At 61.1% G+C, this 13386-nt stretch carries 13 protein-coding genes, 1 tRNA gene and 1 riboswitch; of the genes, 4 read left to right on the top strand and 10 right to left on the bottom strand.

The genetic code is table 11. The features are described 5' to 3' along the window. Window positions 1-18: 18 nt before the first annotated feature. Together P0D89_RS19435 and P0D89_RS19430 are read right to left on the bottom strand one after the other, a co-directional pair. Window positions 19-1167, bottom strand: coding sequence for a porin (locus P0D89_RS19435; protein WP_408361466.1), 1149 nt, complete (start codon window positions 1165-1167; stop codon window positions 19-21). 531 nt (window positions 1168-1698) lie between these two features. Continuing rightward, entirely contained in the window at window positions 1699-1941 is a 243-nt protein-coding gene (locus tag P0D89_RS19430) for a hypothetical protein (RefSeq protein ID WP_408361464.1), read from the bottom strand. Between the two features lie 403 nt (window positions 1942-2344). On the opposite strand from P0D89_RS19430, the gene P0D89_RS19425 reads away from it, so the two are divergent. Further along, window positions 2345-2548, top strand: a complete 204-nt coding sequence (locus P0D89_RS19425; protein ID WP_408361499.1) for a cold-shock protein — start codon at window positions 2345-2347, stop codon at window positions 2546-2548. Between the two features lie 344 nt (window positions 2549-2892). Continuing rightward, the gene (locus P0D89_RS19420) at window positions 2893-4041 is read left to right on the top strand and encodes an exonuclease domain-containing protein (RefSeq protein ID WP_408361463.1); all 1149 of its coding nucleotides are present in this window, start codon (window positions 2893-2895) and stop codon (window positions 4039-4041) included. A gap of 92 nt (window positions 4042-4133) precedes the next feature. Here P0D89_RS19420 and P0D89_RS19415 read toward each other — a convergent pair whose 3' ends face one another. Both P0D89_RS19415 and P0D89_RS19410 read right to left on the bottom strand, forming a co-directional pair. Then, window positions 4134-4730, bottom strand: coding sequence for a chorismate mutase (locus P0D89_RS19415; RefSeq protein WP_408361462.1), 597 nt, complete (start codon window positions 4728-4730; stop codon window positions 4134-4136). Window positions 4731-5034: 304 nt separating this feature from the next. Beyond that, the gene (locus P0D89_RS19410) at window positions 5035-5184 is read right to left on the bottom strand and encodes a hypothetical protein (protein WP_042321669.1); all 150 of its coding nucleotides are present in this window, start codon (window positions 5182-5184) and stop codon (window positions 5035-5037) included. Window positions 5185-5838: 654 nt separating this feature from the next. Between P0D89_RS19410 and P0D89_RS19405 the strand changes: the two genes are divergently transcribed. Continuing rightward, window positions 5839-6039 carry a hypothetical protein gene (locus P0D89_RS19405; RefSeq protein ID WP_408361461.1) on the top strand — a complete coding sequence of 67 codons (201 nt, stop codon included), beginning with the start codon at window positions 5839-5841 and terminating at the stop codon, window positions 6037-6039. A 343-nt stretch (window positions 6040-6382) separates the two neighbouring features. On the opposite strand, the gene P0D89_RS19400 is transcribed toward P0D89_RS19405, so the two are convergent. The 5 genes from P0D89_RS19400 to pepN form a co-directional block, all read right to left on the bottom strand. After that, a tRNA-Thr gene (locus P0D89_RS19400) sits at window positions 6383-6458 on the bottom strand. Between the two features lie 55 nt (window positions 6459-6513). Next, a complete protein-coding gene (locus tag P0D89_RS19395) occupies window positions 6514-7530 on the bottom strand; it encodes a class 1 fructose-bisphosphatase (protein WP_408361460.1) in 1017 nt (338 codons plus the stop codon). Between the two features lie 110 nt (window positions 7531-7640). Beyond that, a complete protein-coding gene (locus tag P0D89_RS19390) occupies window positions 7641-8096 on the bottom strand; it encodes a HigA family addiction module antitoxin (protein ID WP_408361459.1) in 456 nt (151 codons plus the stop codon). Between the two features lie 16 nt (window positions 8097-8112). After that, window positions 8113-8394 (bottom strand): type II toxin-antitoxin system RelE/ParE family toxin, encoded by a 282-nt coding sequence (locus tag P0D89_RS19385; protein ID WP_408361458.1) that lies wholly within the window; start codon window positions 8392-8394, stop codon window positions 8113-8115. A gap of 209 nt (window positions 8395-8603) precedes the next feature. Beyond that, a complete protein-coding gene (gene pepN / locus P0D89_RS19380) occupies window positions 8604-11309 on the bottom strand; it encodes an aminopeptidase N (RefSeq protein ID WP_408361457.1) in 2706 nt (901 codons plus the stop codon). 235 nt (window positions 11310-11544) lie between these two features. Here pepN and P0D89_RS19375 point away from each other — a divergent pair, with 235 nt between their 5' ends. Beyond that, window positions 11545-12252 carry a DUF4136 domain-containing protein gene (locus tag P0D89_RS19375; RefSeq protein ID WP_408361456.1) on the top strand — a complete coding sequence of 236 codons (708 nt, stop codon included), beginning with the start codon at window positions 11545-11547 and terminating at the stop codon, window positions 12250-12252. A 142-nt stretch (window positions 12253-12394) separates the two neighbouring features. Here P0D89_RS19375 and P0D89_RS19370 read toward each other — a convergent pair whose 3' ends face one another. Beyond that, entirely contained in the window at window positions 12395-12967 is a 573-nt protein-coding gene (locus P0D89_RS19370) for a TMEM165/GDT1 family protein (RefSeq protein WP_408376990.1), read from the bottom strand. Between the two features lie 18 nt (window positions 12968-12985). Further along, window positions 12986-13194: riboswitch (yybP-ykoY riboswitch) on the bottom strand. Window positions 13195-13386: the final 192 nt, after the last annotated feature.

Raw genomic sequence — 13386 nt, 5'->3', positions numbered from 1 at the left:
CTGCGCAGCTTTGAATGCTTAGAAGCGGTGACGCAGACCTGCGGTCACAGCGATCTGCTTGTTGCTGCTCGATGCTGCGCCAAGACCATTGATGCTGGCGTCGACGATCGAGCCTTCGTTGGCTTCCTGATATACCCCTTGCAGGTACACGTCGGTACGCTTGGACAATGCGTACGCAGTTTGCAGGTTGAACTGGTTCCAGTGCACATGCGAGCTGGACAGGTTCGCGCGGGTGTACGTGTACGCACCGGCGATGCTGATGGCCGGCGTCAGCGCGTAACGGGCATTGGCTTCGAAGTTCTGGAACTGAGCGCTGTTGGTCGGGAAGGCGATACCGCCCGTGACGCCCGACGAACCCTGGCTGATGCCAGCGAGGCCTTGCAGGTTCGTTTGCGAGTACACGAGGCCGACCGTTGCCGGGCCGAACGCGTAGTTCGCACCTGCACCCCACGTTTGCTGACGGGCAGCGAAGAACGTGTTGTCGCCCGAAACAGCGCCGCCCGAGTTGAATGCAGCGGCCGCGCTGTTCGCGCCATTGCTGTTCAGTTGCAAGTAAGCAGCGGCAACATTCAGGCCGCCCCAGTTGTACGACGCGCCCGCACTGTAAGCGCGGTTGTTAGCGAAGCCGGCGGCCTGGTTCGAGAAGCCGTACAACGCGCCGAACTTGAAGCCGCCGTAGTTCACGCTCTGGTACTTGACCGAGTTGTTGACACGGAAAGAGTTGTTGAGGTTGTCGTTGTCGAACGGGTGCGCGAACTGCGTGCCGCCGTATTGCGTGCCGGTCAGCGCCAGCGGGCCGACGTAGTCGACCATGCTGTCATATTGACGACCGAGGGTTACCGAGCCGAAGTCGTTGCTCGACAGACCGACGAAAGCCTGCCGCCCGAACAGACGGCTGTTCTGCTTGAGCGTGCCGTCATTGATGCCGAAGCCGTTTTCCAACGTGAAGATAGCCTTCAGCCCGCCGCCCAGATCTTCCGCGCCACGGAGGCCAAAACGGCTGCCGTTGACCGAGCCGCTCGTCATCTGCCAGTTGCTATGTCCGTGCTGATTGTTCGTGTAGGTAATGCCGGCGTCGATCAAGCCATACAGCGTCACACTGCTTTGCGCATGCGCAGCGGTTGCAAAAACGCCGGTGAGGGCCGCGACCATGACTGTCTTCTTCATTTTGTAACTCCGAGAGCGAGAGAAATATTTGAACCCTAGCTTGGGAGACCTTCACGCGGGACGCTGCGAGAGGCGGGATCCGTGTGAGAAGCGCGCTGACCAAACCCGCGCCGGTTTCCGATTAGCCAGAGTGTAGAGAGACACTCTGCGAAGTGGGCGTTCCGATTTCCGCAATAAAGTATTACGCGTTCTGAAACGATGTGTGAGCGCCCTGTAAGCCTTATAAATAAAGGCTCTCCGGCTTATTAAGCGATTGGGAGATGGCGTCGATTAAATTTGCGTTGCTCATTTGCGACAGTAAACGATGCAAAAAAACAACGGGCAAGTATCAACGATAGGGATTGTTGTTATTGCTGCAATAAGTGATTGTTGATTGTGTGAATAATGGAAATTGAATGAGCCGCTATACTGGTATTTCTGCTTTCCGAAGCAGACTTTTTCGTTGACGAAAAAGATCTCCAAACCTTTGTCGGCGCGACTCCCGAGTCGCGCTTTTTTTCGTCTGCTGAACGGCGATCCGCCGGGAGTTGCCTAGTGCGCGGGCGCTGCGTCGTCCACGTCGTTCCAGTCGGCCGTCGTCGACACGCACCAGTCTTCCATCACGTAGTGGCGAGCGTCCATCGGCGACGACAGCAGATTCTGCCAATGATCCCCGTGCCACATCACATCGAATTCGAAAGAGGGGGCGGCAGCCGGCGCGGGCTGCCCGGAAGCGGTCTTCGTGTGCGAGTGAGTGAGCCGCAAGACGAGGCGGCGGATTTCATCGAGCAACATGACAATCTCCTGATACGCATTACAACCACTGATTTCGATCATGCGGCCGTGAGTGGGCAGTAACAACTCGGACAAACACTTACGAAAAATAGATTTTGTTACATTTATTCAGGGTGTCTGCTGAAAAAATTCCCGCCATTTGGCATGTTGTGGAACTAGTTGGGTAAAATTGACGCGTTATTTTTTCTGTAGTTAATAAATAGATGCGGACCAGTTAAACGGCATTCTTTGCTTTGCGCTGGGCGTGCTAAATGCATAAAAAATTCTCTTGACGACAATTCTTCGTTCCCCGTATAACAGCAAGGCTGAATTCCAGCTGCCGTTTCTGCTTATGAAATCGCACTGTTATTCGACATGAGGGCCAATGCCCGTATATAGATAAATCATCGAGGGAAATTGAAAAATCGAAACTGGTGTCGTCAAATGGTTCAACGATGCTAAAGGCTTTGGCTTCATCACTTCGGACTCGGGTGGCGACGATCTGTTTGCCCACTTTTCGGAGATTCGCGCGGAAGGCTTCAAGTCGCTGAAGGAAAACCAGCGCGTTTCCTTCGATGTGAAAGCGGGTCCGAAGGGCAAGCAGGCGGCGAACAGCCAGCCCCTGTAAGCCGTCCAGCGCGCCGCCGGCCGCTGCTTGCCAAAAGCCCTCGTCTGAATCTGAGGGCTTTTTTATTGCTCTTGGGGAAGATATTCTCCGTTGTAGTTCCGATTACCTACGTGGTTAAAATAAATTAATCGAAATGACAAAGGGACGGCTGCGGTCTCTGTTGTTTTCAATTCCGCGTGGCCAAAAATATAATGCGTCGAGTTTGCACTTTAATTCGCGGCTCATCTACAAAATACGCTCTGCGCGCGGCAACCCATCCGGGCCGATGTGGCGCGATTCGGGTGCGCGGCGTTCAACTGGTGCATACTTGCCGCAAAGCCACGAGTCCAAAGTTATCTCTTTCCATGTCTGAACAGTTTTTGCCGGAACCGGCCCTGGATGTCCCGATCGTTTTCGTCGACCTCGAAACCACCGGCGGTTCCACCAGCGAGCATCGCATTACCGAGGTCGGCGTCGTCGAAGTAGGGCCGGCCGGCGTGTCGCGCTGGAGTAGTCTGATCGACCCGCAGCAGCCGATTCCGTCGTTCATCCAGCAACTCACCGGTATCACGAACGCCATGGTGCGCGGCGCGCCGACCTTCGACGCCATCGCGCCGGCTTTGTTCGAGCGTCTGAACGGCAAATTGTTCGTCGCGCACAACGCCAGTTTCGACCGTGGCTTTCTGCGCGGCGAATTCCGTCGGGTCGGAATCGCGTTCGACCCAGATGTGCTGTGCACGGTGCGTCTGTCGCGCGCGTTGTTTCCGTCTGAAAAGCGTCACGGGCTCGATGCGCTGGTTGAACGTCACGCGCTTGTGCCTTCCGATCGCCATCGGGCGCTCGCCGACGCCGATCTGATCTGGCAGTTCTGGCAGCGCCTGCGTGGCCTCGTGCCGCTCGACGTGCTGCGCGCGCAGATCGAGCGCACCACGCGGCGCTACCGGCTCGCTGGCGATATCACGGAAGATCTGCTCGATTCCGCGCCAGCCGGTTGCGGCGTCTATGCCTTTTACGGCGAAGGTGATTTGCCGCTGTATGTCGGACGAAGCGTGCGTGTACGTCAGCGCTTACGCTCGCATTTGACCGGCGAGCGGCGCTCGTCGAAGGATATTCGGCTTGCGCAGCAGGTGCGGCGGGTCGAGTGGCGCGCGACCGGCGGTGAACTGGGCGCGATGCTGGCGGAAGCGCAATGGATCGCGACATTGCGCCCCGGCCATAATCGCGTGCCGCGCGTCATGAGGAGCGATCCGGCGGACGCCCCGTGGCCGTTCGAGGGGCCGGTCGTCTTCGAGGAGCGAGAGGAGGCATCGCAGGCGCACGCTTTTCACGTGGTCGACCGTTGGCGCTACGTGGGACATGCGGCCTCGCTTACGCAGGCGGCTGAGTTGTACGCGTCGAGCGTCGGGGGGCCGTTCGAGCTGTCGACCTATCGCCTCCTGCAAAGTCACCTTGCACGCGGCCTGCGTGTTCTGCCGTTGAGCGTATCGACCGATACGCCGGTGACTATCGCTTGACGGTCCTCGTCCGCACGGCCTGAGCCACTCGTCCACCGCGGAAAGCAGATCCGGGCGGTCAGCCGCCCGCGTGTTCTAGTGCACCGGCCGGATCAACCGGTCGCACCTACGCCGCCCGTTTCGCACACGTGACCCAGCGCGCGAGTCAACGCGCTCGAACGGGTCGAGTCATACCGGGTCAGCGATTTCCAGTTGGCAAGCGATTGCGCGACGCGCGACGGACAGTCGTCCGCCGTGCGCAGTGGTTGCACGCGCGCGAGACCGGCCACGAGCGATTGCGTCAGCCGGTCAAGCTGAGGCCTGGTGGTGGTGGCGAGGTCGGGCGCGGGCCCTTGCGGCGGCTGCGTGCTGCGCCAGGTGGCGAACAGCGCGTTTTGCACGTCCTTGCTCGCGTCGATCTGATCCTGGAAGAAGGCGCGGGCGAATGCCGGGTCGACGTTCGCGGCCGTAGCGCGCTTTTCCACATCGGCCAGTAGCGCGTTCTCGCGCGGTGTATCGGTAATCGCCTGGTGATTGGCCCACTTCCAGCGCGCCACCGGCTCGGCGAGCGCGAGGCGCTGCGAAACCAGCGCGATCAGATTGGTGAGCGCCGTGTCGTCGCCATCGGCGACGGCGGGGGCGGGGACGAATGCGAGCCACGCGGCTAACGCGAGTGCGCATGACGCGCCAAGGCGATACGAACGATTCATGGGAAGTGGGCGGGGCCGGGCGGCCGCAGAGGAAAAACCAGAAGAATAAATGATGCCCTGGCAGAAGGGCGGCGTCTCGCGCGAATGAAGGGCAGCGTCCTACAGATCTTGGCGGTCCGCGCTAATGAGAAGGGCGCGCAAACTCACGCGCCGTGGCCAGGAAGCCAAGCGCGCAGACGGAATCAGGCGAACTGATCCAGTGTCAAGCACCGATCGAATGACGAATGAGGGACCGTATGCACGCGCCGTGCATCACCGCGCGTATTACGCTCGCGCGTCCATGCTGCATCGCGCCACCGCACAATTACTTCGAATCGCACGACTTGCGTTGTTCGTCGAAAAACGCGCGAACGTGCTCAGGCAGCTCGGCACCCAGAAACTCGACGCCAGCGGGTTCCGGATCCGGGCAGAAAACCTTATCCGGGGTCGGAATCTTCGTTGGTTTGGCATCCATGATCTTTCTCCTTTACGAACCGATTATCTGCCTCGGTCCCCGTTTGGCACCAGTGTCTGATGCGTGTCTGATGTTCTCTGTTGCTTTAACGGCACAAGCCAACACTTGAACAGAGGGTTTGAATAAAATTTATTGTCTTCTTCAGCACACCGTTTTTCCGTTTGATGCAGATCAAATAGTTTCCAACTTTTCGTCATTTCCTTCAGAGCCCTGTCCCGCCTGCGCTGCGCATCTCCCTGCCCCCGTCCTGCTTTTACGTCAAACGCTTAATCACTTTCCGATGTGAATAAATCAAGCGGATATTTGTGCGCTGCCGCACGGAAAGAACTTCCTGTATTTGAATGAACGTTCGTTAATTACCTGCTCGTTTGGTGTGCCCACCGGGCTCCTAATGTTCTCTAACGATCGATTTCGCAATTCCGTTGACGGGCACGAGCGTGTTTAAAAAAGTTTTGCACGAGTTGGCAAATCAGCTAATCGCCGAGAGCGGCGGGTTTGAACCTGGAGCCAAGCCGTGCACCGATCGTGACTTCGTCATCGGAGCAAATGCCGCCTATGCTTGCAACAGTTATCTGATGCGTGTCGTGCGATTGCGCACGGACGCGTGAGCTGCGGCGCGGAAGATATCAGGCGTCGCCAATCGGAGAGTGCGCTATGGAAAACGCTGTCTACTGGAACGATCGTCAGGTCGGAATCGAATGCGCGGGCAGGATCTTGTGGTTCCCGTCTGCCCCTCAGGAAGCGATCGATGCCTACGGCGCGCCGCGGGCGCAGCAACCGGTTGTCGACGATTCCGTCGTGGCCCGCAATCTCGTCTTGATGCCGTCATACGGGCGATCGGGCTTTCCCGGGTGAGCGGGGCCGATTTGATTGCGCAGTAGTTGGGCGCAGGTGGTCATGTAGAGTGATGCGCGGGTAGTTTAGTTTGTTTGAGGATCGATCCGCCGTCGGCGCTGGATATTTGTGGTCAACAGTGCATGACAGAAGCGCCTGCCAACCCAGTGCCCTGGTCAACGGACATCGGGATTGTCCGGCTGAAGTAGATGCGCTTCCGTTTCAAACCGGAGTCGACGTCGAGACGAAGATCCGCAAAAAGGTCAGTGCGCGATGAACGGATCATCCAATCTGTCTTCATCAACGACCGCTCAGAAAGCAAAAAGCCCAGTCCAAAGGACTGGGCTTTTTGCTTGAAGCTTGATGGTGCCGGAAAGAGGAATCGAACCCCCGACCTTCGCATTACGAATGCGCTGCTCTACCGTCTGAGCTATTCCGGCATCAGGAGAAACGAGATTATAGGGACTCCTTTAGCAGCTTGGCAAGTCCCCTAACTCATTTTTTTGCTTCGAAATGGTAGCGGGTGACTCGATCGACTTCATTCTTCGAGCCGAGGAACACTGCCACACGCTCGTGCAGACTCTTCGGCTGGATATCCAGGATGCGCTTTTCGCCGTTGGTCGCAGCGCCGCCAGCCTGCTCGACGATGAATGCCATCGGGTTCGCCTCGTACATCAGGCGCAGCTTGCCCGGCTTGTCCGGCGTGCGCTTGTCGGCCGGATACATGAAGACGCCGCCGCGATTCAGAATGCGGTGCACGTCCGCGACCATCGATGCGACCCAGCGCATGTTGAAGTCGCTCTGGCGCGGCCCTTCCTTTCCCGCCTTCAATTCGCCGATGTACTGCTCGACCGGCGCATACCAATGGCGCTCGTTCGACGCGTTGATCGCATACTCCCGCGTTTCGACCGGAATGCGCATGTCGCTTTGCGTGAGCACCCATGATCCGAGTTCGCGGTCGAGCGTGAAGCAGTTCACGCCGTTGCCGGTGGTCAGCACGAGCACGGTTTGCGGGCCATACACCGCATAACCCGCGGCGACCTGCTGCGTGCCCGGTTGCAGGAACGACTGTTCGGTGGGTTGCTGGCCGTCCGGGCAGCGCAGCACCGAGAAGATCGTGCCGATCGAAACGTTGACGTCGATGTTCGACGAGCCGTCGAGCGGATCGAACACCAGCAGGTATTCGCCCTTCGGATAGTTGGCCGGGATCGGGAAGAACTGTTCCATTTCCTCGGATGCCATGCCGGCCAGGTTGCCGCCCCATTCATTCGCTTCGAGCAGGATTTCGTTCGACAGGATGTCGAGCTTCTTCTGCACTTCGCCCTGCACGTTTTCGCTGCCGGCCGTGCCGAGCGCATCGCCGAGCGCGCCCTTGCTGACGTGGTAGCTGATCGCCTTGCACGCACGAGCGACGACTTCGATCAAAAGGCGCAGGTCCGCCGGGAGGTTATTGGTCTCGCGCTGCTGCTCGATCAGGTACTTCGTGAGGGTGGTACGACGTTGCAAAGACATTGCTGTACTCCGGGAAGGCTAGAGGAATATCCCGATTTTAACCGCTGGATGTGTCCGCTCTGTGCTTTTGCGCCCGGAGCTGTGGCCGGCGCCACACCGCGCGGCTTGATTCAGGCTTTGCGGCGTGCCTTGGCGGCGGTGAAGTTGCGGCTCACGCTGGCCGCAAGTGCCGCGGCGCGGGCGTGCTCCGCCGACACCTTGGGCAGCTTCGGGCGATCCGCCTTGGGCATGGGCTCGATTTCGCGTTCGATCTGTTCGCCGGCGGCCGCGGTGGCGACGCGCAGGTCGTAGGCGATTTGCAGGTTGAGCCAGAACTGCGCGCTCGCGCCGAAGTAGCGCTCGAGCCGCAGCGCTGTATCGGCCGAGATGGCGCGCTTTGCGCGCACCACGTCGTTGATGCGCGGCGCCGGTACGCGCAGCGCAAGCGCGAGCGCATTGACGGACATGCCGAGCGGTTCGAGGAACTCGCTGCGCAGAATCTCGCCCGGATGGATTTCCGGGATGCTGTCGCCGGTATCGATGTCGGAGAAATCGATACTGTTCAGCTCAGAGCGTTTGATGACCATGCCGGTCTCCCAATAGTCAGTGATAGTCGACAATCTCGACATTCAGCGCCTCCTCGCCGACGAAGTGAAAACAGATGCGCCATTGCGCATTGATCCTGATGCTCCATCGCCCGCTGCGCTGGCCTTGCAGGGCTTCGAGCCGGTTACCCGGCGGCGCGTGCAGATTGACGATGGAGTTGGCGGCGTCGATCATCATCAGCTTGCGGCGCGCGAGCGCCTGAATGTGAAGCGGCAGTGAATCCACGAACTTGCCCTGAAAGATTCTCGCCGTAGCTTTGTCGCCGAATGTCGTGATCATGGGATGATATAACGCAATGCGTTAAACGTAAACCGTTAACCGAATGCGTTTACTTTCACCCTGGCGAGCCGCCATGAACAGTCGTCCAGATGGCTAACGTGGGGCGCGCCAAACGTGGCCCATAAGCCGGACTCAGGACGAGAAAAAGCCGGCAACGCGTGCCGGCTTTTCGAGGCGGGTGCCGCAATCACGCGGCTGTCGCGCAGGCATTACGCCAATGCCTTCTCCACGATTTCACGCACGTCGCGCGATTTCACCTGCGAAGCCACCTTCTCCAGCGCCGCACGCATGCGCTCGCGCAGCGCCGGCGTGAAGCGGCGCCACAATTCGAGTGAGCGGGCGAGGCGGGCGGCCACTTGCGGATTGAGCGCGTCGAGCGCGATCACCTGATCGGCCCAGAACGCATAGCCCGAGCCGTCTTCGGCATGGAACTGCGCGGGATTCGCCGCGCAGAAGCTGAAGATCAGCGAGCGCGCGCGATTTGGGTTCTTCAGGTTGAAGGCCGGATGCGTCATCAGTTTGCGCACGATGTCGATCACCGGACGTTGCGCGCTGCCACGCTGCGCGGCTTGCAACGCAAACCACTTGTCGATCACGAGTGGCGCCTTTTCGAAGCGCCGGTAGAAGTCGTCCAGCGCCTGTTGCGCCTCGTTGCTGCCGCCCTTGGCCGCCCCCGCATTGAGCAGCGCGGAGAGCGCCGCCGCGCGGTCGGTCATGTTGTTCGCGGCGTCGTATTGCGCGGACGCGAGACGCACCGCTTCAGCCGGATTGTCCAGTTCCGCGAGATACGACAGCGCGAGATTCTTCAGCGCGCGATGGCCGGCCGCCTCGGGCGTCGCTTCGTATGTGCCGGGCGTGCGATGGTGCTCGTACACCTTGTGCCACTCGTCTTTCAGCGCCGTGGCCAGACGCTTGCGCACGAACTGCCGGGCGGTATGCACGGCAGCCGGATTCGATTCGGCCATCTGCTCGGCCAGGTACGCTTCGGACGGCAGCATCAGCGCGAGTTCGCGGAACGACGGCGACAGCGTTTCGTCGGTGAGCACGCGCGCGAATGCGGCGACCACCGAGTCATCGAGTTGCAGCGGCACGTTCGTGGCGGCCCGTTCGGCAAGCGTCATCAGTTCGCGCGTGGCGAGCCGCTGGCCGGCTTCCCAGCGGTTGAAGGGATCGCTGTCGTGCGCGAGCAGGAATGCCAACTGGTCGGCCGAGTAATCGTACTCGACGATCACCGGCGCGGAGAAATTGCGCAGCAGCGACGGCAGCGGTTCCTGCGCGACGTTCACGAACGTGAAGGTCTGTTCGGTCTGCGTGAATTCGAGCACGCGCGTGGTGGAGGCCGAAGCCCTGGCTTCGCTTTCCAGCTGGAGCGGCAGATCCTCGCCGTCCTTGCCGATCAGGCCGATCGCGAGCGGAATCAGCAGCGCTCCGTTCTGCGTTTCGCGCGCGGCCGGCGCGGTGTCGCCGTAACCTTGCCTGAGCGTCACGCTGTAGCGCTGCTGCTTGGCGTCGTACTCGGTTCGCACGGATACCCTCGGGGTACCGGCCTGGCTGTACCAGCGCTCGAACTGCGCGAGATCGCGGCCGTTCGCGTCGGCGAGCGCGTAACGGAAATCGTCGCAGGTCACGGCCTGGCCGTCATGGCGCTTGAAGTACAGGTCCATGCCCTTGCGGAATCCGTCGCGGCCGAACAGCGTCTGATACATCCGCACGACTTCCGAACCTTTCTCGTAGACCGTCATCGTGTAGAAGTTGTTGATCTCGACGTAGCTCTCCGGACGTACCGGATGCGCCATCGGACCCGCGTCTTCGGCGAACTGCATCTGGCGCAGCACGCGCACGTCCTCGATGCGCTTGGTCGCGCGCGCGGCCTGGTCGCTGCTGGTGGCCTGGCCGGCCTCCATGTCCGCGGAGAACTCCTGGTCGCGGAACACCGTCAGGCCTTCCTTCAGGCTCAACTGGAACCAGTCGCGGCAGGTCACGCGGTTGCCGGTCCAGTTATGGAAGTACTCGTGGCCGACCACCGCCTCGATGTTCGCGAAGTCGGTGTCGGTCGCCGTTTCCGGATTCGCCAGCACGTACTTCGTGTTGAAGATGTTGAGCCCTTTGTTCTCCATCGCGCCCATGTTGAAGTCGCTCACCGCGACGATCATGAAGCGGTCCAGATCGAGTTCGAGCCCGAAGCGTTCTTCGTCCCAGCGGATCGAATGGATCAGCGAGTCCATTGCGTGACGGGTCTTGTCGAGATCGTGCGGCTCGACCCACACCTGCAGCAGCTTTTCCTTGCCCGAGCCGGTCTTCACGCGTTCTTCGAGCGCCACCAGCTTGCCCGCGACCAGCGCGAACAGATAGCTCGGCTTCCTGAACGGATCTTCCCAGCGCGCGAAATGGCGGCCGTCCGGCAAGTCGCCATCTTCGAGCAGATTGCCGTTCGACAGCAGCACCGGAAACTCGGCCTTGCTCGCGCGCAACGTGACCGTGTAGGTCGACATCACGTCGGGGCGGTCGAGGAAGTAGGTGATACGGCGAAAGCCCTCGGCCTCGCACTGCGTGAAGAAGTTGCCGCCCGACACGTAGAGGCCCGACAGCGTGGTGTTCGCAGCCGGATTGCAAAGGCTCGTGAGCGTCAGTTCGAAGCTGTCCGGCACGTTGTCGAGCAGCAGGCCGTGTTCATGCGCGTGCGCGTTGGCGAACGGCTGGCCGTCGATCTCCGCGCCGACGAACTCCAGCTGTTCGCCCATCAATTCCAGATGCGCGGCGCGCGACGCGTCCGGGTTGCGGCGCACACGCATCGTATTCCTCACGACCGTGCGTTCGGGGACCAGATCGAACTCCAGCGCGACGGTGTCGATCAGGAAGGCGGGCGGCGCGTAATCGGCGCGGCGGATCACATTGGGCGTTGCGGTATCGGCCATGGCGTTCTGTGGTGATGGGACTCGAGCGGTCAGGCGCGCAAGGGCACGAGAGCCGGGCTTGACGAGCCATTGTACAAAGGCTCGCGCAATCGTGCGGAGCGAACTTTTTACCGGCGTGCCAGGTCAGCGTATTATCGGGCGCCCGCGCAGCAACAGACGATAACAGGCAGCGCGGCAGACGAGCCCGATCATGACTGACAATAACGGGCAACCCTGAGGCATCACGAGGCAGACCATGAACATCCACCAATGGACCCGTCGCGCCGCGCTGCTGCTGGCGGCGCTGACGGCGCTCCTGTCCGGCTGCACCACTTACGTGACCACGCAGGTCACGGCGTTCTCCGACTGGAGCAGCAACGACGCCACCCGCACCTTTGCGTTCACGCGGCCGCCGGGTCAGCAGAGCAATCTCGAACTCTCCACCTACGAGCGCATCGTTGCCAGCGAACTCGCCGTTCATGCGTTCCGCGAAGTCGACAGCGCGCAGGCGCGCTATCTGGTCGGACTCTCGTATGGGATTCGCTCCGACATGGTGACCGTCGCGGAACCGGTGTACTACAACCCGTGGCCCGGGCCTTACTGGGGCCGGCCGTTCGATCCATGGGGACCGTGGGGGCCTTGGGGTCCGTACCAGAGCGCGTATGTGAACCAGACCTATCCGATTTTCACGCATCTGCTGGGCGTGCGGATCACCGAGCGCGCGACGGGCAAGGAGGTCTATAACGTGACGGCGCGCAACTCGGGCGGCGAGTCGTCGCTGGTAAGGGCGATGCCGTATCTGGCGCGCAGCGCGCTGGCCGATTTCCCGCTCGGCAATGGCGTCGTGCACACGGTGAAGCTTCCGCTCGACAACAACGGTGGCGCGTCCAACGAGATGGCCGCCGCCGGCGCTTCACCTGCTGCGGCTCCAGTTCCGGCGTCGGGAGCGAAAGTCGCGGAGTAGGTTGGCGTGTTGAGCCGTAAGGGCGCGTACGTCTGTTAAGGATCGAAAAAAAACGGCCCGGCAGGAATGACCTGCCGGGCCGTTTTTTACTTTTTGACGCGCGGGAAGTGCGGCGACTGGCGGCACACAACCGGGACGCCGCTTAAACGCCAATCCCAAACAACGCCATCGTCCCCAGAACCACGAACATCACGGCGGCGATGCCGTGCACGAGTTTGGTCGGCAGCCGGTGGGCGAAGCGGTCGCCGAGCAGGATCGCCGGCACGTTCGCGATCATCATGCCGAGCGTGGTGCCCGCCACCACGCCGAAGAAATCGTGAAAGCGCGCGGCGAGCGCCACTGTCGCGATCTGCGTCTTGTCGCCCATTTCCGCGATGAAGAACGTCACCACGGTCGCGCCGAACACGCCGAAATGCGTGCGGCTGGTGTTGGCTTCCTCGTCGTCGAGCTTGTCCGGCACGAGGATCCACAAACCCATCGCGATGAACGACGCCGCCAGCGCCCAGCGCATGATGGTCGGCGTGAGCAGCGAGCCGAGCCACGCGCCGAGTGCGCCCGCGCAGGCGTGGTTGACGAGCGTGGCAGTGAATACGCCGAGGATGATCGGCACAGGCTTGCGATAGCGGGCGGCGAGGACGAGCGAGAGGAGTTGCGTCTTGTCGCCGATTTCGGCGAGCGCGACCGCTCCGGTCGAAATGAGGAAAGCTTGATTCACGATTGGGCGGGATTATCCAGGCCTGCCATGAACGAGCGACGACCCACGAGACGCCGGGCCCTGTTGCGGCGGGTGTGGATCATCGGTCTCGCCAGGCCGGAGGCTGCGGCTGCCATGGCCGTGATGGCCAAGTCTGTTGACAGGCGCCCCCGCGAATCGCACGTGCGACGCACCTGACACAACGGTGCGGACATGCCGCAGGGCGGCTACTCCCCAATGAGGGACGGAGTATAGCAGGCCTGGGCGGGTTGGATCGCGCAATTGGCCGTTAAGCGCCGCGGCCCCGCACGCGGGTGACCGCGTACTTGACGGCCGTGCACGGGGGTTCATGCGTAGCGCACGAGGCGTGCGGCGGCCGGCAGCTTGCAAAATGTTCCGATCTGAAACACGCGCGCGGAAGGCTGGTTGAAAGCAATGGT

Origin of the sequence: Paraburkholderia sp. RL18-085-BIA-A, from assembly GCF_046027075.1 — a bacterium.
In the GTDB taxonomy this organism is placed as follows: domain Bacteria; phylum Pseudomonadota; class Gammaproteobacteria; order Burkholderiales; family Burkholderiaceae; genus Paraburkholderia.
This window is presented reverse-complemented; position numbering and strand designations above follow the sequence as displayed.

Coding starts and splice junctions, on each gene's coding strand:
- P0D89_RS19435 (WP_408361466.1), bottom strand. CDS start 1,167: ATGAAGAAGACAGTCATGGTCGCGGCCCTCACCGGCGTTTTTGCAACC.
- P0D89_RS19430 (WP_408361464.1), bottom strand. CDS start 1,941: ATGTTGCTCGATGAAATCCGCCGCCTCGTCTTGCGGCTCACTCACTCG.
- P0D89_RS19420 (WP_408361463.1), top strand. CDS start 2,893: ATGTCTGAACAGTTTTTGCCGGAACCGGCCCTGGATGTCCCGATCGTT.
- P0D89_RS19415 (WP_408361462.1), bottom strand. CDS start 4,730: ATGAATCGTTCGTATCGCCTTGGCGCGTCATGCGCACTCGCGTTAGCC.
- P0D89_RS19410 (WP_042321669.1), bottom strand. CDS start 5,184: ATGGATGCCAAACCAACGAAGATTCCGACCCCGGATAAGGTTTTCTGC.
- P0D89_RS19405 (WP_408361461.1), top strand. CDS start 5,839: ATGGAAAACGCTGTCTACTGGAACGATCGTCAGGTCGGAATCGAATGC.
- P0D89_RS19395 (WP_408361460.1), bottom strand. CDS start 7,530: ATGTCTTTGCAACGTCGTACCACCCTCACGAAGTACCTGATCGAGCAG.
- P0D89_RS19390 (WP_408361459.1), bottom strand. CDS start 8,096: ATGGTCATCAAACGCTCTGAGCTGAACAGTATCGATTTCTCCGACATC.
- P0D89_RS19385 (WP_408361458.1), bottom strand. CDS start 8,394: ATGATCACGACATTCGGCGACAAAGCTACGGCGAGAATCTTTCAGGGC.
- pepN (WP_408361457.1), bottom strand. CDS start 11,309: ATGGCCGATACCGCAACGCCCAATGTGATCCGCCGCGCCGATTACGCG.
- P0D89_RS19375 (WP_408361456.1), top strand. CDS start 11,545: ATGAACATCCACCAATGGACCCGTCGCGCCGCGCTGCTGCTGGCGGCG.